The organism is Candidatus Brocadiaceae bacterium (assembly GCA_012728835.1).
Taxonomy (GTDB): Bacteria; Planctomycetota; Brocadiia; order SM23-32; family SM23-32; genus JAAYEJ01.
This window is the reverse complement of the sequence record JAAYEJ010000049.1, coordinates 15347-35732: the sequence shown is the minus strand read 5'-3', so window position 1 is coordinate 35732 and position 20386 is coordinate 15347. Positions and strand designations below refer to the sequence as shown.

Annotated in this window: 17 protein-coding genes and 1 tRNA gene; 8 read left to right on the top strand and 10 right to left on the bottom strand. The window is 70.9% G+C overall.

The window, feature by feature from the left end; translation table 11 throughout:
- The 4 genes from GXY85_07595 to GXY85_07580 form a co-directional block, all read right to left on the bottom strand.
- Positions 1-199 (bottom strand): DDE transposase (locus GXY85_07595; protein NLW50696.1); only part of this gene is annotated, 199 nt, incomplete at its 3' end.
- A gap of 490 nt (positions 200-689) precedes the next feature.
- The gene (locus GXY85_07590) at positions 690-953 is read right to left on the bottom strand and encodes a type II toxin-antitoxin system RelE/ParE family toxin (GenBank protein NLW50695.1); all 264 of its coding nucleotides are present in this window, start codon (positions 951-953) and stop codon (positions 690-692) included.
- Positions 954-1238, bottom strand: a complete 285-nt coding sequence (locus tag GXY85_07585) for a type II toxin-antitoxin system Phd/YefM family antitoxin (GenBank protein NLW50694.1) — start codon at positions 1236-1238, stop codon at positions 954-956. It lies immediately after the preceding gene.
- Positions 1239-1544: 306 nt separating this feature from the next.
- Positions 1545-2600, bottom strand: a complete 1056-nt coding sequence (locus tag GXY85_07580) for a formylglycine-generating enzyme family protein (GenBank protein ID NLW50693.1) — start codon at positions 2598-2600, stop codon at positions 1545-1547.
- 333 nt (positions 2601-2933) lie between these two features.
- Between GXY85_07580 and GXY85_07575 the strand changes: the two genes are divergently transcribed.
- The 5 genes from GXY85_07575 to GXY85_07555 are packed head-to-tail and all read left to right on the top strand — an operon-like array spanning position 2934 to position 7051.
- Positions 2934-3590, top strand: coding sequence for a type II secretion system protein (locus tag GXY85_07575; GenBank protein NLW50692.1), 657 nt, complete (start codon positions 2934-2936; stop codon positions 3588-3590).
- The gene (locus GXY85_07570) at positions 3587-4495 is read left to right on the top strand and encodes an ABC transporter substrate-binding protein (GenBank protein ID NLW50691.1); all 909 of its coding nucleotides are present in this window, start codon (positions 3587-3589) and stop codon (positions 4493-4495) included. The genes GXY85_07575 and GXY85_07570 overlap by 4 nt, the downstream gene beginning before the upstream one ends.
- A gap of 7 nt (positions 4496-4502) precedes the next feature.
- Positions 4503-5240: a radical SAM protein gene (locus tag GXY85_07565; GenBank protein ID NLW50690.1), complete on the top strand. Its 738-nt coding sequence runs from the start codon at positions 4503-4505 to the stop codon at positions 5238-5240.
- Between the two features lie 21 nt (positions 5241-5261).
- Complete coding sequence (locus GXY85_07560; GenBank protein NLW50689.1) at positions 5262-6287, top strand: iron ABC transporter permease; 1026 nt, start codon at positions 5262-5264, stop codon at positions 6285-6287.
- Positions 6284-7051 (top strand): ABC transporter ATP-binding protein, encoded by a 768-nt coding sequence (locus tag GXY85_07555; GenBank protein ID NLW50688.1) that lies wholly within the window; start codon positions 6284-6286, stop codon positions 7049-7051. The genes GXY85_07560 and GXY85_07555 overlap by 4 nt, the downstream gene beginning before the upstream one ends.
- Positions 7052-7056: 5 nt before the next feature.
- Here the strand turns inward: GXY85_07555 and GXY85_07550 are convergent, their stop codons facing one another.
- Complete coding sequence (locus tag GXY85_07550; protein ID NLW50687.1) at positions 7057-10155, bottom strand: hypothetical protein; 3099 nt, start codon at positions 10153-10155, stop codon at positions 7057-7059.
- 208 nt (positions 10156-10363) lie between these two features.
- Positions 10364-10567, bottom strand: coding sequence for a cold-shock protein (locus tag GXY85_07545; protein ID NLW50686.1), 204 nt, complete (start codon positions 10565-10567; stop codon positions 10364-10366).
- A 534-nt stretch (positions 10568-11101) separates the two neighbouring features.
- Here GXY85_07545 and GXY85_07540 point away from each other — a divergent pair.
- Positions 11102-11965, top strand: a complete 864-nt coding sequence (locus GXY85_07540) for a tetratricopeptide repeat protein (protein ID NLW50685.1) — start codon at positions 11102-11104, stop codon at positions 11963-11965.
- Here the strand turns inward: GXY85_07540 and GXY85_07535 are convergent.
- Positions 11959-14475 carry a tetratricopeptide repeat protein gene (locus tag GXY85_07535; GenBank protein ID NLW50684.1) on the bottom strand — a complete coding sequence of 839 codons (2517 nt, stop codon included), beginning with the start codon at positions 14473-14475 and terminating at the stop codon, positions 11959-11961. The genes GXY85_07540 and GXY85_07535 overlap by 7 nt on opposite strands.
- Positions 14476-14659: 184 nt before the next feature.
- Between GXY85_07535 and aroA the strand changes: the two genes are divergently transcribed.
- Positions 14660-15937 (top strand): 3-phosphoshikimate 1-carboxyvinyltransferase, encoded by a 1278-nt coding sequence (aroA, locus tag GXY85_07530; protein ID NLW50683.1) that lies wholly within the window; start codon positions 14660-14662, stop codon positions 15935-15937.
- 11 nt (positions 15938-15948) lie between these two features.
- Here aroA and rdgB read toward each other — a convergent pair whose 3' ends face one another.
- The 3 genes from rdgB to GXY85_07515 all read right to left on the bottom strand — a co-directional run bounded on the left by rdgB (position 15949) and on the right by GXY85_07515 (position 19073).
- Positions 15949-16560: an RdgB/HAM1 family non-canonical purine NTP pyrophosphatase gene (rdgB, locus tag GXY85_07525; GenBank protein ID NLW50682.1), complete on the bottom strand. Its 612-nt coding sequence runs from the start codon at positions 16558-16560 to the stop codon at positions 15949-15951.
- A 24-nt stretch (positions 16561-16584) separates the two neighbouring features.
- Positions 16585-18915 (bottom strand): endopeptidase La, encoded by a 2331-nt coding sequence (gene lon, locus GXY85_07520; GenBank protein NLW50681.1) that lies wholly within the window; start codon positions 18913-18915, stop codon positions 16585-16587.
- Between the two features lie 81 nt (positions 18916-18996).
- Positions 18997-19073: transfer RNA gene (locus tag GXY85_07515), tRNA-Val, on the bottom strand.
- Between the two features lie 253 nt (positions 19074-19326).
- Here GXY85_07515 and GXY85_07510 point away from each other — a divergent pair.
- Positions 19327-20376, top strand: coding sequence for an amidohydrolase family protein (locus tag GXY85_07510; protein ID NLW50680.1), 1050 nt, complete (start codon positions 19327-19329; stop codon positions 20374-20376).
- The last annotated feature ends 10 nt before the right edge of the window (positions 20377-20386 follow it).

Sequence of the window (20386 nt, the reverse complement as noted above, 5' to 3'; positions counted from 1 at the left end):
CGCCCGGGGGGATCGAAGGCCGGCCGAGCGAGTCGTGGTAGAACTTCGCGCACAGCCCTTCGACGAAGTCGTCGAATCCATGCCGGGCCAGGAGCTGATTGAGCTTGCGGTAGAACGGGTGGCCGGGTGCTTGCGGCATCTTCGCGGTGGGGACCCACAGGTCCTGCTGCCGCTGCCCGCTTCGCTTGCGCATCGACATTCTGTGCAATCCTTTCTCGAGCCACCGTTATTATACCGCCACTGTCAAGCGGCTTTTTCAGCGGGCTGCTACGTGTAGCCCGCCCACAGCGTGCAGCGGAAAACGCTCAGAGTCTTTCCTTTCTTTGCTCATTTTCAAGACCATCCTATCACTCCCCGTGCGGGGGCCAGAACAGAGGCGACCGCTCGTCTGCGTCGGTGACTTCTACAGTGGCCCGGAGACACACTTCGACTCAAGGAATCGGCACAGCAACAGCTCGTCCGCATGGGTTCCTTGCTTCAGCTTAACGGCTCTGCGGCGACGGCGGCTAAGTTCTTCAGTGCCGCCAGGATTGCGCTTCGGTCGGGCATGTTGCCTTCCCCTCGACCGGGCGTAACTCGGCCCGGACACGGCAGGCGCCGAGGCGGTTTGACGCCGGCCACCCGGACGTGCCGGAACGTGACAGGATGATACGGAACGCGGGGCCGGTTCTCAAGCGGGAGGGCGTGGGCTACCTTCGACGGTAAACGTCTCTGCGGTGCCTTACGCGGACAACGAAGACTGTCAGCACGTCGTCACGTATCAGATAGACAATGCGGTAGTCGCCGACGCGCACGCGATAGGCGTCTTCGGCGCCGGTGAGCTTGCGGGTGCCTTCGGGGCGGGGGTCGTCGGCCAGGGCTTCAATGGCGGAAATGACGCGGCGTCGCTCGCGTTTGGGCAGCGCCGCAATCTCCTTGATGGCGGAAGCCTTGATCTCGACGCGGTAGGCCATCTACAGGCCGAGTTCCTTCTTGACCCTGGCGAAGGGGCGCGCAGGCTCGTTCAGCCGCTCGCGGACGGCTTCAAGGTCCCACTCGTCTTCCATCCGCTCCAGGAGGTCCACGTCTTCCATGGGCACCAGGGCGAAGAGGCTCCTGCCCCGGCGCTCAACAACGATGCGCTCGCCGCGCAGGGCGACGCGGTTGCCCAGGTCGGCCAGGTGATCGCGCGCTTCGGTAATCGGTAGTCGGGTCACGGCAAATGCTCCTATCCTTACGTAACGTACGTCTTGTACCATCCGTACGATGGGAAGTCAAGCTCTGTTTCGCCGGGGCGGTAAGCTTGCTCCCCGTCGGCAGTCGCGCCCAGTGCGAACACGACAGCCTTTTCCGCCGGATTGCCTCTCGGGTTCCGCCGACAGCGGGTCAGCCAGGTCGACGGTGCCGAGCACGTCGCGGGTCCAGGCGTCCAGGGCCTCTTGTGTGAAGGGCGCTTGGCGGTCATGCCAGGTTTCCGAGAGCCTGGCAATGAGCGCCGAGCCTTGCGCAGTTCACGTGCGAGCGCGTTGCCGACCGCAGACGCACGGCCGGCAGTGCGCTCGGACTCACGGAACGACGGACTGCTCGGGGACCAGGACAACACGGAATCCGAAGTACGAGCGCCGGAGCGTGGGGACGTTCCTGTTGCGGACCGCCGAACGCACGCAGTTCGGGAGGTCGCACCACGACCCGCCCCGCAACACGCGATACTGCCCGCTCGCGGGGCCCTGCAGGTCCGCCCGCCGCCTCTGGCCGTAGTAGCTCTCTCCGTACCAGTCCGCACACCACTCCCAGACGTTCCCATGCATGTCGTAGAGGCCCCAGGCGTTCGGTGAGAAGCTGCCGACAGGCATCGTCTTCTCGCGGTACACGCCCCTCGAACGGGAGCGGTAGGCGTAGTCGCCGTCGTAGTTCGCCTGGCTCGTGCTGATCGTGCTGCCGAAGTGGAAGGGCGTGGGCGTCCCCGCCCGGCAGGCGTACTCCCACTCCGCCTCCGTCGGCAGCCGCAACCCGTCCCCCGCCCTGCTCAGGAAGCCCTGGATGTCGTCCCAGGAGACCGTCTCCACCGGCAACCGCCCATCGTCCTTGAAGTTGCTCGGGTTGTTGCCCATCACCTGCTGCCACTGGGTCTGCGTCACCTCGTACTTGCCCATGTAGAACGGCTTCGTGATCCGCACACGGTGCTGAGGGCCTTCGTCGTCGTACCTGTCCGCTTCGTCTATCCGGCTGCCCATCATGAACTCGCCCACCGGGATGAAGGCCAACTCGATGCCGGTCGCCTCGTGCACGATCTCCTTCGCCCAGCCGGTGTCCGTGTACGGCTCCGCCGCCGTCTCCGCCGCCGCACGGAAGCCCGCCGGTATGCGCATCTCCTCGATGGGCGCTCGCCGCGTCTGCGGGCCGTTGACCACCTTGGCGCCGGCCTGGCTCCCGGTGATCTGCTCCCGCAGGGCCGCCCGCTCCACTGCGGAAGCGTCCACTCCCGTCAGATCAGAGCCAGGCGGACCGTCATCGGCCCAAACGGCTCCCGGACAGAGGAGCGCCAGAGCCAGAATCACGAGCGCAGCAGACCCGACCAGGCGAAGGACCATGGCGACGTCCTCTCGATAGTGTGAAGCCATTATGCGCGCAACGGCCTGCCGTGTCCAATCCACAAAGGCAACCGCAAGGCCCCCCTGTCGTCACCACACCGGGCACCCGCCCAGGGAGGGCGTTCTCGGTTCCCTGCAACGCTGTTCATGGGCTGCCACCGCACGCGGCTCAGAGCCTGCACGAGCAGCCCGGCCGGCGCTGCCCTCCGAGAGGGTGGCGTGTCCCCGCCCGCCACAAAAGACCCCGGTGCATTTGACGACGGGCCGGCCGATGCGTATCATGTTTTTGAAGATCATGCTACGCACGCACGGGCGTCCTCGCCCGAAGCGGCCGCCGGTTCGTGCCCCAATGAGGAGTCACTGATGCGTTCCCCGATGAGTCGGCCGGCCAGAGCCATCGCCGCGTTCACCCTGATCGAACTCATGGTCGTCATCGCGATCATCGCGATCCTGGTCGGCCTGCTGGTCCCGGCCCTGGTGAGCGGACGGCGGCGCGCTCTGCAGACGCAATGTGCGAGCAACCAGCGCCAGTTGGGCGTCGGCATGGTGATGCACGTGGCGGACCGCGGGACCTACCCGCGGATCTGGGTCAGCTCGACGCGCCGGTGGATGGACATCGTGAAGCCGTACGTGGATGACCAGCTCGGTGTCTTCATGTGCCCCGAGGACCCCGAGCAGATTCCTCTGACCTGGGATCCGAGCATCAAGCTGAGCTTCGGCATGAACACGTACAACTTCGCGGGCAAGGCCTACTGCTTCTGGTACGGCGTGAGGCTGCCGAAGGTCCGCGCGGCTTCCGCGAAGATACTGCTCGCCGACTGCACGCCGGGCCACTACTACGTCGGGAGCGGATCGAGCTTCCAGCACCCGGTCCAGTACGTGGACTATCGCCACGCGGGGGACAGCTTCAACGCTCTGTTCTGCGACGGACACGTCGCGCGCAAGACGATCACCACGCAGTTCGACTGGGACGTGTCGATGAGTTCGCCTCCCGAAGAGGATCCGGACGAAGAGGAATGAGCAGCCGGGCCCAGATCAGCCTCGTCGCAGCGGCCGCCCTGCTGCTGACGGCCGCCGGCGTCCGCCTGGCCGCCCGGCCCGAGCCCGCACCGGCAGTGCGGGAACGCCGACCCATTGTGGACATGACGGGGCGGACCGTCTCCATCCCCGCCCGGCCGGAGCGGATACTGAGCCTGTGCACGTCGGCCACGGACGCCATCGTCCGGCTGGGCGCCGGCGCTTCGCTGGCGGGCATCGACGAGTACAGCCGCATCGTGCCCGGCACGGCGGACGCCGTCGTCATGGGGCGCGGCAGCGCGATCTCGCCGGAGCACGTCGTCGCCCGGGGCGTCGACCTGGCGTTCATCTGGTGGTATCAGGACGACGTGGCGGCGGTCCTGGACAGGCTGGGCGTGCCGGCGGTGCGGATCACCAGCGGCCGGGCGGCCGACGTGCCGGCCGTGATCACGTTGATCGGGCGGTGCATCGCGCGCGAGCAGGAGGCTGCCGGGCTTGCGGACCGGGTGACCGGCTACCTGCGGCAGGCGCAGGAGAGGCCGGCGGAACCGGCCCCGTCGGTCTACCTGGAACTCTACGGCCCGTTCAAGACGGCGGGGGCCGGCAGCTACATGGACGACCTGCTGGCGCTGGCCGGCGGCGCCAACGTGGCCGCCGCGGCGGGCGGGGGATCGCTGCTCTCGCCCGAGCACCTGATCGGGGCGGACCCGGACGTGATCCTGTTCGTCGACGAGTTCGCCACGGTCGAGTCGCTCCGCCGCCGCAACGGCATGGAGGCGATCTCCGCGGTCCGTTCGGGCCGCGTCCACCCCATCCCCCGCTACTGGCTTGTGGCCGGCGGCGGGCTGCCCGAGTCCGTCGCGGGACTGCGGGCCATCATCCACGACGGGGCTCTCCCGGAAAGGTAACGGAAGATTGGCATTCTACAAGATCACGCACAACGAGAAGCACCGGTTCGCCACGGTACACAACTACGGCTGCACCTTCCGCTGCCCGATCTGCAGCTACAAGCTGCGCAGCGGCCCCGACGGCCGGCCCGGGCACGCGTATCCGGCGCCGGAGCGCTTCCTGTCCCTGGAGGAGGTCTGCAACGCCCTTTCGAGTGTGGACGTGGACCGCGTGAACTTCATGGGCGGCGAGCCCACGGTGGCCCCGGACCTGCCGGCCGTTCTGGAGTTCGCCCGGCGGACGCTGGGAGTGCGCACCGCCCTGGGGCACACGAACGGCAGCCGGCTGCCGCTGCCCAACCTGGACGCCGCCAACGTGGGCCTGAAGGCCTGGGATGAGGGGGTGCACCTGCAGTACACCGGGCGGCCGAAGGCGCTGATCTTCGACAACTTCGCGGCGGCCGTCGATGCGGGGCTGGACATGCGGGCCAACGTCGTGTTCGTGCCCGGCCTGGTGGACGTCGACCAGGTCGAGGCCATCGCGGCCTGGCTGGCGGGCCTCAGCCCGGAGATCCCGTTCCACATCATGGGCTACATCCCCGTGCCCGGGCAGCCGTATGCCCGCCCCACGGCCGAGCAGGTCGACCGGGCGGTCGCGGCGTCGCGCAGGCACCTGGCGAACGTCGCATCCTCGCGGCTGGACAGCTCGGAGGCCCTGAGTCTCTCGAAGCGCGACGACCGGTTCGACGTGCGGCGCATCGCGTAGAACGCCCTTCGGAGACGGTCCATGCGCCCCTCGGCGGCCTCACGGCGGCTGTTAGCCATCCTGCTCGTTCTGCTCGGCGCGGCCGTGCTGCACGCGTTGTGCACGGGCAGCGTGGCCATCGGGCCGGGCGAGGTGCTCTCGCGCTGCGCCCGCGCGCTGTGGCGGGGGCCGAGCGGGGACTTTGTGGACCGCATCCTGCTCGGCTCGCGGCTGCCCCGCGTGCTGGTAGCGGCCGCGGTGGGAGCGACGCTGGCCCTGGCGGGGCTGGCCGCGCAGACACTCTTCCGCAACCCGCTGGCCAGCCCCTACGTGGCGGGCATATCGAGCGGCTCGGCGCTCGGGGCGGTGGCCGGCATGCTGCTGATCGGACGGTTCCCGGCGGTGCCCTATGCCGCCCTGCCGGCGTTCAGCATCGCGACCGGCCTGGCGGTGACGGGCATCGTCTTTGCCCTGGGCCGGCGCGGCGACAGCTTCGGGCACAGCCTGCTGCTGGCCGGGATCGCGATCGGCGCCCTCTGCTCGTCCCTGACGTCCGGCTCGCTCTACCTGGCCGGCGAGCGGCTTCAGACGCTCGTGTTCTGGCTCATGGGCGGCTTCTGGCGTGCGGGCCGGCGCGACGTGCTGCTCATGCTGCCGGTGGCGGCGGCCACGCTGATGACGCTGCTGGCACTGGCGCCGGCCATGAACGTGGCCCTGCTGGGCGAACGCTCGGCCCATGACCTCGGCGTGCGGGTGCGGCGTCTCCAGGCCGTCCTGCTCGCCACCATCGCCGTCAGCACCGCCGTGGCGGTCAGCATCGCGGGGGTGATCGGGTTCGTGGGGCTGGTGGTGCCGCACGTGCTGAGGCGGGCCGTGGGCGGGGACCACCGCCGCCTGGTGCCCCTGGCCGCCGTCGGGGGCGCGCTCCTGCTGGTGGCGGCGGACACCCTGGCCCGCACGGTGGCCGCGCCGACGGAGGTGCCCGTGGGCATACTGACCTCGCTGGTCGGCGCGCCCGTGTTCCTGTGGATCCTGCAGCGGCGCGCCGCCGGGAGGTCGGGGGCATGATCCTGCGGGCGGAGAGCATTACATTCGCCTACGACCGTTCGGCGCCGACCCTCCGAGGCGTGACCGTCGAACTGCGGCCCGGTGTCGTCACGGGGCTGTTCGGGCCGAACGGCGGCGGCAAGAGCACGCTGCTCCGCTGCATGAACGGGGCACTGCGGCCGCAGTCAGGCCGCGTGTGCCTGGACGGCCGGCCGATCCGCGACATGCCGCCGCGCGAGGTCGCGCGCCACGTGGCGGTCGTGCCGCAGGATTCCTCCTCGGCCGTGCCGTTCACGGCCGGCGAGGTGGTGCTGCTGGGCCGCTACGCGCACGGCGGCCTCTGGGGCGGAGAGTCGGATGAGGATCGGCGCATCGCCGCCGCCGCCCTGGCCGAGGTCGGCGCCTCCCATCTGGCGGACCGCCGGTTCGACCAACTCAGCGGCGGCGAACGCCGGCGGGTGGTCATCGCGCGCGCACTGGCCCAGCAGGGCCGCGTGTTCCTTCTGGACGAGCCGGCCACGCATCTGGACGTGGCCCACCAGTTGGAACTCTACCGCCTGACCCGCACCTGGGCCCGGCGCGGCCAGGCCATCCTGATCATCGCCCACGACATCCTCGTGGCGCCCATGTTCGTGGACCACGCCGTGCTCCTGAACGAGGGCACGGTCGTCGCCGAGGGTCGCCCCGGGGACGTCCTGACGGCCGACGCGATCGCGGCCGTGTTCGGCTGCCGCATGGACGTGTCGTGGCACGACCGCAGCGGCGTGCGGGCCGAGTTCCACTGAGCGACCTACCCGCCGAACTCCACCGCCTCCCCCTCCTCGATCCTCCTGCGCAGCTCTCTGTGCCGCTCCACGAGGCTGCGCATGCGTTCGCCGAGCGTACGGACGGCCTCGGCATATCGGACGTTGCTCTCCTCCAGCCGGCCGACGTTCTGCCAGCCGAGGCGGAGTTCCGTCAGGTTGTAGGCCATGTCCGCGGCCAGTGAGGTGTACTTCCAGAACGCCCCCGGCACGGTTCGATCAAGGCCCAGCAGACCCGATATCTGCCCGATTCCGTCGCGGAGCGTCTCGAACATCTCCGCCACGGTGGTGTCCTCGCGTTCGGCCAGCCCGGCCAGGTCGGAGGCCGCCTTCGCCTCGGTCAGCCGCCTCGACAGCGACGCCAGGAGACGATACCGTTCGATCAGCGTCTCGGGCCGGTCGGGCAGCTTGCGGGCCAGATCCTCGATCTCCCGGTAGCGGTCGGCCAGGGCGCCCGCTCCGAAGTCGATGGCCGTGTCGGCCGCCATGCGCACGCATCGGTCGAAGCCGTCGCCGGCGGCCGCCTCCCACTCGGCGAACTGCGCGCGATCGGCCATGATGGAGTCGTTCAGTCGCATGAGGGCCTGCTGCGTGGCGGCGATCTCCCGCTCAGTCCGCTCCAGTTCGGCCACCAGGCGGGCCTGCCGGGCCGTCCAGTCCTCCACGGCTGCGGGCTCGGCTGCGGCCGCAGGCTCGGCTGCGGCTGCGGCTGCGGCTGCGGCTGCGGGAACGGTGCCCGGCTGCAGGGCAGCGATACGGGCAGGCAGGTCGGGCAGGCTGACGGGCTCGCTGCGGTAGGCGTCCAGGAGGTCGTTCAGCCGCTCCAGATTCCGCCGTGCGCTCTCCTCCGAAGCCCGGGAGGCTTCGAGCGCCCGCTGGTAGCCGGCGGGGTCCTGGTCCCGCCGGGCCTGCGCGGCGGCCAGTTCGGTCCGGGCCTCGCCTGCCGACGCGACGTGGGCCTCCACGGTGCCGATGGCCGCCGAGGTCACGGCGGCCTGCTGGGCGGCGGACGGCGCATCGGCCGGCCTCTCCACCCCGACCGGCACGGCAACCGGGACGGGCAGAGCGGCCAGGTCGATGTTGCCGATCATCGCCTGCGCGCTCTTCTCCGCCAGGTCGCGCGCGGCCTCCAGGTCGCCCCCCAGGGCGGCGGCCGAGGCCTGCTCCGCCAGCACCGTGCTCGCCGCCAGGCACTGCAGGACGTCGCGTTCAACCGCCGGGGCGGGTTCGAGGACGATCCACCCCTCGCCCTGCTCCTCGTCGAAGGTGATGCCGCCCTGCATCCAGAACACCATCGTATCGGTGTCCCCCGCGGGAGCGACGAGGTAGGTCAGGCCCCAGAACCCCTCGACCCGCTCGGGCACGGGGCGTGCGGCCCGGCCGGTGGCACCGAGGTCGACGCGGAGGCCGCCGCGGCGGACCCAGCGTGCAAGGGCCAGGACCTTCTCGGACTCCCGCAGAACGTGCAGAGACGGGTACTGGCGGGCACAGTCGTCATAGGCGGAGGTCAGAGCGCCGGCATAGCCGTCCAGCGCCTGCCGGAAGAACCCGTCGCCGGCGGCGTCCGAGCCCCGGCTCTCCAGCGGCTCGGCCATGATCCGCACGTCGGCGGACCGGAAACGCACGCCGGTGGAGGCGCCCAGGTCGTCCATCACGACCCGCCCGGGGCCGATCCAATAACGGTTGACGCCCGCCGCCGGGAGCCGCCCGACTCGCCCGGCGGCAGCGGCCCGATCGGCCAGGTACTGATGGAAGCTCATGTCGTCGGGCAGCGCCTCCCCGCCCGGGGCGGCGGAGGTGATGTACTTGAGCGCGTAGTCCGCGTCGAAGAACGCGCGCATCAGCGGGGAGTCGGGCGGATTGCCGCCGAGCCGGACGCCCGAGGTGACGGGCGGCACGGAGTACATGGCGCTCAGGTAGCCGTTGGAGAACCGGAAGCCGTGGAAGACGTGCCTGATCAGCGTCCGCGTGGCCACGTCGTTCCACTTCTCGTTGATGAGGTCGCGCACATAGGACTGCGGCACGTGCCCCGATTGGCGGGGCGGGATCAGCAGCCCGTCCATGAGGCGCCGGATCTCCGGCTCGGGCACTCCGAGCGCGCGGAGGATCGGTTCGTGGGCCGCCGCCGCCAGCAGCAGCGTGGCCGTGTCCAGGTCGATCTGCCCCGCGTGTGCCCTGCTGTAGATGTCGTTGTACTTGTCGAGCGTCCCGAGCAGCCCGTAGCCCTCGACGGCCGCCTCCGGGGTCGGGTTCTCCTGCATCCACTTGACCGCGATGAACCCGTTGCCGATGGCGGAAGGGATGCCGCCTCTGGCCATCAGATTGGCGACGACGCGGCGGACCGTGCGGTACTCCTCCTCGCTGGCGAAGTTGGTCGCCTTGCGCCGCACGCGGCCCCAGTGCAGGGCGAAGTCATCGGCCGTGACGTCGAACTCCTCCTTCAGACGCTTCTCCAGGAGCCGGCGCTCGACCGTCTGCGCGCGCGAGTCCATGACCGGCCAGAAGAGCCGCTGCATCCACTCCAGCCCGAACGCGTCGTCCCGGCTGACGCGCGTCAGGTCCGCGTCCAGCATGCGGGCGATGCGCATGTTGTCGGGATTGTCCGGCTCGTAGGCCAGCGAGAACGTCGGGTAGGGATCGCGCAGGGCATCGGCCAGGAGGTCCCGGTAAGGGATCGGCCCGGTGGCGTAGCGGGGATCGTACTCGCCCAGGAGCACGACCTCGCCCGTCTGCGGGTCGACGAAGGCGTATTTGAGGACGTTGAACTCCTCCAGGCGGCGCCGCATGGAGGCCGCCGGCCGGTGGTCGACCCGGGCGAGGGCATGGGCCAGTTCGTCGTGGCTCTCCTGGTCCACCAGGCCGTAGGGCGTGGGGCTGTAGGGAACGCCCCCCTGCTGCCCGTCCGGGAAGCGCCGCCGGCCGCGCAGCTGGCCCGTTGCGCCCGGCTTGAGGCGGCTGCCCGAGGGCTTCAGACGGCTGCCCGAGGAGACGGACGTCGGCGGGCGGCCCGCCGGCTCCACGCAACCGGACAACAACGCCGCCAACCCGACCCAGGCCACCATGGCGACAAGCGCGCGCATCCCCACAGCCGGACCCTCCTCGGTGAAGGACACGCCGAGTGTACACCCCTGCGCCGTGGGCGGCAACCGAAACCGCGCGAACCCGTGGGCTGCCCGCAGGACGCGACGGTCCGGTGCATCGGAGGCGCCCCCCCGCGGGGCAGGTACAAGAAGAAGGCGCCGCCGTGTCCCTCCGCACGGCGGCGCCGCGATTCGCCGGCTCAGCGATCAGCGCTTAGAGCTTGACCACGTTGGCGGCCCGGGCGCCCTTGGGGCCCTGCTCCACCTCGTAGGTCACGGCGTCGTTCTCGGCCAGGCTCCGGAAACCACCGCCCTGAATCGAGCTGTGGTGGACGAAGACGTCCTTGCTGCCGTCGTCCGGCGTAATGAACCCGAAGCCCTTCTGATCACTGAACCACTTCACTTTCCCTTGAGCCATCTACGTAACCTCTTGTTGCTGATGATGCTCTTCTGCGAACGCCGCGCCTCAATGCGCGGAATGCGCCCGCAGTTGCGGAAGTCGCCCCGCCTCACACGCTTGCTGATCTGTGAGCAGACGGAAGCATCGCCCAGAACCGCCGAAGAGCACCTGACCGGCACCTGCGGTCCCGGGAGGAGGGAGATCCTCGAGGACACAGAGAGCCGAGAGGCCCACGGAAGTTGTCGAACGAGTTTCAGGCTGCCCCGCATGGCATCGCCATGACCCCACAGGGCGTCAAGGGAGCGTCCTTCATAGAGGCATGTTACACGATCCGGATGCCCGGTGCAAGGGTCGATCCGCAAATTCCCGAGTCCATGCCGGGAGAGACATCGCGGCGAGCGCGATCAGGCCGGACACCGGCGAACGCAGCGGCCCCGCCCGCCACACCGCGCGCATGCACGTGCGCACGTGCACCGCCGGACGGTAGAATGGACAATCCACCCGGCAGACGGACGCGCCGGCCGCCCGTGACCTCGATGAGAGAACAGAGACATGCGCACGCGTGAGGCAGTCTTTGACGTGCCGCCGGGGCAGTTCGACAGCCGGGTGCTGGACGCGCCGGCGGACCTGACCGTTGTCGTGGACTTCTGGGCCGAGTGGTGCGGGCCGTGTCGCTCGCTCGGGCCGATCCTGGAACGCGTCGTCGTCGGTTACGGCGGCAGGGTCGTGCTGGCGAAGGTGAACATCGACCAGGACCGCGAGGCGGCGATGCGCCTCGGCATCCAGAGCATCCCGACGGTCAAGATATTCCGCGGCGGGCAGATCGTGGGCGAGTTCATGGGCGCCCTGCCGGAGGCGGAGGTGGCGCGAATCGTCGCGGCGGCCGTGCCGTCCGTTGCCGACGAACTGGTGGCCGAGGGCGACCGCCGACTCGAAACGGGCAAGGCCGAGGCGGCGGCCGAGAACTACGAGAAGGCACTCCGGGAGGACCCGCACCACACCGGCGCCCTGCTGCGACTGGGCACCGCCGCGGCCGAGCAGGGGCGCCCGGACGAGGCGCGTGCCCTTCTGGGCCGCATCGAGGAGGACGCCGAGGAGTACGAGGCGGCCCGGGCCGTGCTGGCGCGGTTCGAGTTCGAGGCGAACTGCCGGCGACGGGGCGGCGAGGCGGCCTGCCGCCGGGCGGTGGAGGCCGACCCCGACGACCTGGGGGCACGCTACGACCTGGCCTGCTGCCTGGTCGTCCGGGAGGACTACGAGGGTGCCCTCGACGAGCTGCTCACCGTGCTGTCGGCGGACAAGAACCACGGCGACGGGGCGGCCCGGGAGGCGGTGCTGCGCGTCTTCGCCCTGGCGGGCCCCCGCAGCGAACTCGCCAACGCCTACCGCCGCAAGCTGGCCACCGTGCTCTACTGAGGGGCCAGGCCCGCTCCGGCGCCGTCGCCGGTCTGGATCGCGAGTGCGGCCTCGTATTGAGCCAGGGCCTCGTCCAGCTTCCCCTGCTTGCGCAGAAGGGCGGCGAGGCCGAAGCGGGCATCGACGTGGCCGGCATCGAGGCGGATGGCCTCCCGATACTCGGCGGCGGCGTCGTCCAGCCGGCCGGCGGCGGCCAGGTCGACGGCGAGCAGATGGCGGGCCGACGCCGACTTCGGCTGGGTCTTGACGACGGCCCGGCGATGCTCCAGCGCCTCGTCCAACCGGCCCTGTGAGCAGTGGATCTCGGCCAGTGCCGCGTGCGCGCCCGCGTGGGCGGGGTCCAGCCCGACGGTCTGCTGCAGCTCGGGCAGAGCCTCGGCGCTACGGCCGAGGCGCATGAGCAGGGCGCCCAGGTTGTAGCGGATGGCCGCCGATCGGGGCTCCAGCTCACACGCCGTCTTGTGGTGCGTGAGGGCCTCGTCCAGCCGGCCGGCGCGCGCCAGGGCGATGCCGTAGTTATTGTGCACGAGCGCGTAACCGGGCTTGCGCCGAAGGGCCTCGCGGAACGCGGCCAGCGCCTCCTCGTGCTCGCCCTGCATGTCCAGGACCAGCGCCAGGTTATGATGGCTGCGGGCCTCATCGGGGGCGAGTTCGGCGGCCCGACGGTAGTACTGCAGGCCCCGTTCGATGTCGCCCTGATCGACGAACGCGGCGCCCAGGTTCGTGCAGGCCTCCACGCTGCCGGGGTCCTGCCGCAGTGCCCTTTCCAGGTACTCGACACCCTCCTCGAATCGGCCCTGGCTGGTCAGCGCAAGCCCCAGGGACACCAGCGCGTCGAGGTCGGCGGAGTCGAACTGGAGGGCCCTGCGGAACGCGGACTCCGCCATGGCGTAGTCCCCGGTCTGAACAAGCTGAGCGCCCGCCCGCAGGAAGGACTCCTTGTCCAGGAAGTCCTCGCGCATCGCGCGGATCGCCGTGGGACTCGCGTTGACGAACTCGGGGATGTTGGCGGCCCGGTCGGGGGCGGTCAGGTGGGCGAGCAGCACCGGAGGGCTGTCGTTTCCGTCCTCGTCGACGTGCGTCAGGAAGAGCTGCGTGTAGGGGCCGTTCCGCTTGGAGGAAAAGACGAGCCACCGGCCGTTGGGCGACCAGCAGTGCCACGAGTTCATGCGGCTCGTGTTGCAGCGCATGCGCCGGGGCTCGCCGCCCTCGGCGGGCATGATGTAGAGTTCGCTGTCCGGCTGCAGGAGCATGAAGCTGCGGGACTTGCAGAAGACGATCCACCGTCCGTCCGGCGAGAAGCGGGCGAAGTAGTTGCTCATGCCGTTCCGAGACGCGCCCGGCAGCGGCTCGGGCACGCCTCCCCTGCCCTCGTTGAACGGAATCCGGTAGAGGTCGAACAGGAATGTCTTGCCCTCGACCAGGAACTCGCGGCAGTCATCGGCGGTCATCAGCACCTTGCCGCGCGGGGCTCGGAGGGTGTACTGCTCGGTCCGGGCGAACACGATGTGCTTCCCGTCCGGGCTCCAGCAGGGGTTGCTCTGCACGTACCGGGGATCGTCTGCACCCGGCAGTGCCCGGAAGGTCTGGGTCTCCCGGTCATAGACAACCAGGATGCCCTTGACCGGGAAGAAGAGTTGGCTGAACTCCAGCCCGGGCGTGGGCACGAACACCGACCAGTCCTTGACCGTGCTCACCGCGTAGCGGCCGCAGGGCGAGACCTGCGAGAGCAGGCCGAAGGTGACCGCGTCCTCCTGCCGATCGTAGTCGCTCCACGTGATGATGTTGCCGTGATCGAACACGATCTCGTCCCGAACCTCGGCGATCGCGTAGGATCCCTTGTCGTTGGCGTAGTCCACGTCCATCCCCAGGACGCGGCCGTCGGCCGAGAACGAATGGCAGTTGCCGCAGACGGGCAGCCCCTCCAGCACGACGGGGGGCTCCCTGTCGGCGATGTCGGCAAAGCGCCAGCGGATGAGCGACGGGTCCTTGACCGCGTCGATGAACGGCAGGTTGATCTCCCGGTAGAACAGCGGCGCGCCCACTTCATGCTCGGACGTGCGGAAGGTCATGGACGCCGCCGACCGGATCCTGTTCGGCGAGGCACGCCGGACGCCCAGGACGGTCACCCGGGCATCGCGCTCGCACGTGCGGTCCTTGACCGCCTCCCACTCGCGATCGGACGGCACCCAGCGCGGCACATGGGTGAGGGCCTGCACGGCCTCTCCGCCGTCCGTGCATTCGACGTGCACCAGCCAGGTGTCCGCCCCCGACTGCTCGTCGGTCCACTCGAACGTGGGGGCGGGAATCTCAGGCGGGAAGACCGTCTCGTCCAGAGGGTACGAGATCGCCAACCCCCCGACCGGCGCACGCCCGTCATACGCGGCCAGGATCGCGTCGGCACCCGTGGCGGGCCTGCGCGACACCACCCGGAACAGCCCGAACCCTGCGGCGCCGACGACGGCGGCGGCCAGAACGAACCAGACGATCCGCGTCCGCGGATGCTTCATGAGGGGCATCCTCATAAAGACAACCCCTGACAACCCGGCAGATCAGACAGGCGCGATTATGTGCGCCACGGACGCGCGTGTCAAGCCGCCGTACCCCCCCCGCCCTTGACCGTCGGGCCGCTGCGGCCCTACAATGGCGCCCGAGAGCGTTTCTTTCGTTCCCCCATCGCCCCAGAGTGCACCTATGGAATTCGTCGTCGGAAGAAGCGCCCTGACCGGCAGCGCGACGATTCCCGGCAGCAAGTCGCACACGATCCGCGGGCTGATCCTCGGCGCACTCGCCGACGGCACCTCCCGGCTGGTGCGGCCCCTGGAATCCGACGACACGCGCAGTTGCGCGGCCGCCTGCCGTGCGCTCGGAGCCGCCGTGGACGCCTCTGCGCACGACGTCTGGGTCGTGCACGGCACGGGCGGGCGCCCCACGGCCCCCGCCGCGCCCGTCGACGTGGGCAACTCCGGAACGACCCTGTTCCTGGCCCTGTCGGCAGCCGCCCTCGGCGAGGGGCTGACGGAGTTCATCGGGGACGAACAGACGCAGCGGCGTTCGGCCGGTCCGCTCCTGGAGGCCCTGGCGGCCCTGGGCGCCACGGCCCGCTCGCGCGCGGGAAACGGGTGCGTGCCGCTGGTGGTCGGGGGGGGCCTGCGCGGCGGCCGCGTCGCCATCGAGTGCCCCACCAGCCAGTACCTCTCGAGCCTGCTGATCGCCTGCCCGCTCGCCTCCGGCGACACGACCATCGACGTGCCGCTGCTGAACGAGCGACCGTACGTCACCATGACGCTCGACTGGATGGACCGCCTGGGCGTGCGCCCGCAGGCCGCCGAGGACTACAGCCGCTTCGAGGTGCCGGGGAACCGGAGATACCGCGCATTCGAGCGGGCGGTGCCGGGCGACTTCTCCAGCGCCACCTTCTTCCTGGCGGCCGCCGCGATCACCGGGTCCTCCCTGTTCCTGCGCGGGCTGGACATGGCCGACACGCAGGGCGACAAGGCCGTCGTGGACATGCTCCGGCAGATGGGATGCGCCGTGGAGGCGGACGCCGACGGGGTGCGGATCGAGGGCCCGGCGTCACTGTCGGGCGGGACGTTCGACCTGAACGCCACCCCCGACGCCCTGCCGGCGATGGCCGTCGTCGGCTGCCTGGCCGACGGCGAGACGCACCTGGTGAACGTGCCGCAGGCGCGCGTGAAGGAGACGGACCGCCTGGCCGTCATGGCCCGCGAACTCCGCGCCCTGGGCGCCGACGTCGAGGAACTGCCCGACGGGCTGACCCTGAGGCGCTCGCGCCTGCGCGGGACGGCAGTGGACGGGCACGGCGACCACCGGGTCGTCATGGCCCTGGCGGTGGCCGGTCTGGCGGCCGAGGGGACGACCACCGTCGGCACGGCGGAGGCGGCGGCGATCACCTTCCCCTCGTTCGCGCCGTTGATGAGAGCGCTGGGCGCCCGGATCGCGCAACGCTGACGGAACGGCCCTCAACGCCCGTTGCCGCCCCGCAGCCACCGCTCCAGCCCGTCCCGAAACGCACGCAACGCCTGCGCACGGTGGCTGACGGCGTTCTTCTCGGCGGGCGGGACCTCGGCGAACGTGCGGCCCCAGGGCTCGTAGAGAAAGACGGGATCGTAGCCGAACCCCCCGGTCCCGCGCATCTCCCGCAGGATGCGCCCGCCGACGTGCCCCGAAGCGGTCAGTATGATCCGCCCGTCCGGGTCCGCCATGGCAATGCAGCACCGGAAGCGGGCGGTCCGGGCCTGGTCCGGCACATCCTGCAGTTCGGCCACGAGCCGTGCGCAGAGGCGAGCCGAGGTCGGATTGGGGCCGGCGTACCGGGCGCTCAGGACGCCGGGGCGCCCGTCCAGCGCGTCGACGAACAGCCCGGAGTCGTCGGCCATGGCGAACCCGCCGCAGGCCGCGGCGACCTCGGAGGCCTTCTTGGCGGCGTTCTCCTCCAGGGTCGGACAGTCCTCATCCACGTCGGGCGCGTGGGGGCAGTCGGCCAGCGTGCGGACCTCCACGGGCAGGTCGGCAAGGAGTTCGCCCAACTCCCTCTGCTTGTGCGGGTTCCTCGTCGCGAGCAGCAGACGCATTGCAGCAGTCTCCTTTCCGGACGGTCAGGCCGGGGCGGGCCGGCCCTGGGGAACGACCGCCAGGGCGGTCTCGAGCGCCTCTTCCACGGATGAGACGTAGGTGATCTCCAGGCCCTCCGGCGGCCGGCGATCCCGGCACGACTCGACCTCGACGCGGTTCCGCTCCGGCAGGAGCACGTGCGAGATCCCCGCCCGCCGGGCGCCGGCGAGCCGCTCGCCGATCCGGCCGACGGGCAGGACGCGGCCGTGCAGGGTGATCTCGCCCAGTGCGGCCAGTCCCGGCGGCAGGCTCCGGTCGAACAGCCGGGACGCGAACGCCAGCGCCAGCGGCAGGCCGGCGGCCGGGCCGTCCTTCGGCGCTGAGCCACCGGGCAGATGCACGTGGAAGTCGCCCTGCGCAAAGCGGTCGCCGGCCAGCCCGAACCGCTCCCCCCGCGCCTTCCAGTAGCCGAGCGCCAGGGAGGCGCTCTCTCTGAGCACCGCCCCCACCCGTCCGGTCACCGCCAGGCGGCCCGAGCCGTCCACGCGCAGGACCTCGATGAACATCAGCTCGGCGCCGCCGTCTCCGACGGCCAGCGTGGCGCAGACTCCCGGCCGACAGGCGCGGTCCCAGTCCTCGGCCAGGTACGGCGGCGGCCCCAGCAGGTCGGCCACCAGCCGCCGCCTCACCCGCGCCGGGCAGCTCGCGCGCCCCTCGCCTCGCCGCACGAGCTTGCGGCAGACCGCCGCGATCTGCCGCTCCAGCTCGCGCACGCCGGCCTCACGCGTGTAGTGCGTGATCAGCAGCTCGACGGCCTCGTCGTCGAACGCGACGCCGGCGGGGTCCAGCCCGGTCTCCTCGACCTGGCGCGGCACCAGGTAGCCCCGCGCGATCACCGCCTTCTCCTCGGTCGTGTACCCCGGCAGCTCGATCACCTCCAGGCGGTCCAGGAGCGGTCCGGGAATCGTCAGGGCCGTGTTCGCCGTGCCGATGAACAGGACGTCCGAGAGGTCGAAGCCCACGGCGAGGTAACGGTCGACGAAGGCGGCGTTCTGGTCCGGGTCCAGCACCTCCAGCAGCGCTCCGGCAGGGTCTCCCATCGGCCCCTCGCCGAGCTTGTCGACCTCATCGAGCATGATGACGGGGTTGGAGACGCCGACGCGCCGCATCGCCCGAAGGATGGCGCCGGGGTGGGCGCCCAGGTAGGTGCGGCGGTGGCCGCGGACCTCCGCCTCGTCGCGGAGGCCGCCCAGGGCCACGCGGTAGAACCGGCGGCCGGTCGCCTCGGCGATCGAGCGGCCCATGCTCGTCTTGCCCACGCCGGGCGGACCCACCAGGCAGAGCAACGCCCCCTGCCGCCCCCGCCGGAGCCGGCGGACGCTCAGGTACTCCAGCACCCGTTCCTTCACCTCGTCCCGGTCGTGGTGATCGCGATCCAGGATCCGGCGGGCCCGGCGCAGGTCCGGTTCGGCAGTCTCGGTCCGCCGCCAGGGCAGGGATGTCAGCCACTCCAGGTAGTCCTCGGCCACGCCGTATTCGGGCTGCCCGGGCGCCGTCCTCTCCATCCGCGCCAGTTCGCGTTCGGCCTCGGCGCGGGCTTCTTCGGACAGACCGGCCGCCGCCACACGTTCGCGCAGTTCCTGCAGGTCGGCCCCCCGGCCGCTCAGTTCGCCCAGTTCGCGCTCGATGGCGGCCTTTCGCTCGCGCAGATGCCGCTCGCGGCCGCCCGCCGCGCGGGCCACGGCCTGCTTCCACAGGTCGCGGCCCACGCGGGCGATCTGCTCTTCGGCACGCAGGACGGGCAGCAGCATGCGGTAGCGGTTCCCGGCGTCGGGTTCGGACAGCAGGGCCTGTGCGTCATCCGGCGACAGATCCAGTTGCGACGCGATGAGGAAGCCGACGTCGGCCGCCTCGGGGAACACGCTGAGCAGCGCCGTGCGCTCCTCCCGGTGCGGGCCGGAGAGGAACAGCGTCCGCACCTCCCCGGCGAGGGATGAGGAGACCTCCGCCGACGCCCCCGCGAGGGACTCGACACGGGCGGCCAGAAAGGGCTCTTCCCGGGCCGGCGCGCAGAGGCGACACCGCGCCAGACCGTCGGCGATGATCAGGCGGACCTTCCCGCCTTCGAGTTCGGGCCCGGGCCGCACAGCGGCGATGACGCCGACCGGATGAAGGTCGTCCAGCGAAGGCGCCTCGGTCTCCGCGCGACGCTGGGCCACCAGGACCACGCGGCCGTCGCCGGCGGCGGCCGCCTCCAATGCCGCCAGGGAGCGCCGGCGCCCCACGCGCAGGCGCACGGATGCGCCGGGGAACACCACCGTTCCCCGCAGCGCCAGCACGGGAAGCACCTCTGTCCGGGCCTTCTGGGCGGTCATACCAGCATGGTAGGCACCGGGCCCGCGCGGGGTCAAGCGACGCACCGGGAGCGGGAATCTGAGGGGGGGAAACGGCAGGGATGGTGGGCGGTACTGGACTCGAACCAGTGGCCTCCAGCTTGTCGAGCTGGCGCTCTAACCAACTGAGCTAACCGCCCAGGGACCGGCGATTCTATCGGCTGGGCCGGTCCGGTGTCAAGGCGCGGTTGACAGCCGCCGCCCCGGGCGGTAGCCTGAAGCGGTCGTTTACCTGCCATGGATGGAACGGGAGGCGTCATGCGGATCGTCGGTCGTGTTGTCGGTCGGGAGGGCGTTCAGGTCGTCGAGACCGAGGGCAGCCGGATTCGGTCAGTGGCGCCCCGGGCAGAGGGCGCCGCGCTCGAGGGAGACGTTCTGGGCGGCCCGGAGTTCATGCTCGCCCCGGCCCTGCTGGACGTGCAGGTGAACGGGTTCGCGGGGCACGACTTCAACCGGCCGGACGCAGGCCCCGAGGAGGCCGCAGCGGTCGTGCGGGCGCTCGGCAGCGCCGGCGTTGCACTCTGCTGCCCCACGGTCGTGACGGCGTCGTTCGACCACATGGCCGCCTGCCTGCGCGCGGTCAACGCGGCATGCGCGGACGAAGCGGTCGCCGCGGCCATCCCCGCCGTCCACGTGGAAGGCCCCTGCATCTCGCCCGACGAAGGCCCGCGCGGGGCGCATCCGCAGGACCACGTGCGCCCGCCGGAGTGGGACGAGTTCCGCCGCCTGCAGGACGCCTCCGGCGGACGCATCGGCATCGTGACGCTGGCGCCCGAACTCCCGGGTGCGACGGCGTTCATCGAACGCCTGAGCGAGGCCGGGATCGTGCCGGCCATCGGCCACACGAACGCATCGCCGGCGGACGTAGACCGCGCGGTAGAGGCGGGCGCCCGCCTGTCGACGCACCTGGGCAACGGGTCACATGCCCTGCTGCCGCGGCATGAGAACTACATCTGGCGCCAGATGGCCGAGGACCGGCTGTGGGCCAGCGTCATCCCGGACGGCCACCACCTGCCGGGGTACGTGCTCAAGTGCATGATCCGCGGCAAGCAGGTCGCGCGCACGATCCTGGTCAGCGACGCCGTCAACATCGCCGGCCTGCCCGCAGGGGAGTACGAGTTCGCGGGCCGTCCCGTCGTGCTGACGCCGGCGGGGAAGATCCAGCTCAAGGGCACCCCGTTCCTGGCCGGTTCCTCGCTGGAACTGGCCCGGGGCGTCGCCAACGCCGTGCGCCTGGGGGAGGTCTCGCTGGCCGAGGCCGTGCGGATGGCCACCCTCAACCCGGCCCGCCTTCTGGGCATCGACGACCGCTACGGATCCATCGAGCCCGGCAAGGACGCCGACCTGCTCCTGTTCCGCTGGGACGAGGCGGCCGCCCGCATCGAGGTCGTCAGGACCATCCTGCAGGGCCGTACCGTCTTCGAGCAAGGGAACGGCCGCTGAGCGGACGTGC

Excerpts from the sequence above, each read along its gene's own strand:
- GXY85_07535 (NLW50684.1), bottom strand. The coding sequence starts at position 14,475 with ATGAAGCATCCGCGGACGCGGATCGTCTGGTTCGTTCTGGCCGCCGCC.
- GXY85_07570 (NLW50691.1), top strand. The coding sequence starts at position 3,587 with ATGAGCAGCCGGGCCCAGATCAGCCTCGTCGCAGCGGCCGCCCTGCTG.
- GXY85_07575 (NLW50692.1), top strand. The coding sequence starts at position 2,934 with ATGCGTTCCCCGATGAGTCGGCCGGCCAGAGCCATCGCCGCGTTCACC.
- GXY85_07545 (NLW50686.1), bottom strand. The coding sequence starts at position 10,567 with ATGGCTCAAGGGAAAGTGAAGTGGTTCAGTGATCAGAAGGGCTTCGGG.
- lon (NLW50681.1), bottom strand. The coding sequence starts at position 18,915 with ATGACCGCCCAGAAGGCCCGGACAGAGGTGCTTCCCGTGCTGGCGCTG.
- GXY85_07590 (NLW50695.1), bottom strand. The coding sequence starts at position 953 with ATGGCCTACCGCGTCGAGATCAAGGCTTCCGCCATCAAGGAGATTGCG.
- aroA (NLW50683.1), top strand. The coding sequence starts at position 14,660 with ATGGAATTCGTCGTCGGAAGAAGCGCCCTGACCGGCAGCGCGACGATT.
- GXY85_07555 (NLW50688.1), top strand. The coding sequence starts at position 6,284 with ATGATCCTGCGGGCGGAGAGCATTACATTCGCCTACGACCGTTCGGCG.
- GXY85_07585 (NLW50694.1), bottom strand. The coding sequence starts at position 1,238 with ATGGTACAAGACGTACGTTACGTAAGGATAGGAGCATTTGCCGTGACC.
- GXY85_07540 (NLW50685.1), top strand. The coding sequence starts at position 11,102 with ATGCGCACGCGTGAGGCAGTCTTTGACGTGCCGCCGGGGCAGTTCGAC.
- GXY85_07510 (NLW50680.1), top strand. The coding sequence starts at position 19,327 with ATGCTCGCCCCGGCCCTGCTGGACGTGCAGGTGAACGGGTTCGCGGGG.
- GXY85_07560 (NLW50689.1), top strand. The coding sequence starts at position 5,262 with ATGCGCCCCTCGGCGGCCTCACGGCGGCTGTTAGCCATCCTGCTCGTT.
- GXY85_07580 (NLW50693.1), bottom strand. The coding sequence starts at position 2,600 with ATGGCTTCACACTATCGAGAGGACGTCGCCATGGTCCTTCGCCTGGTC.
- rdgB (NLW50682.1), bottom strand. The coding sequence starts at position 16,560 with ATGCGTCTGCTGCTCGCGACGAGGAACCCGCACAAGCAGAGGGAGTTG.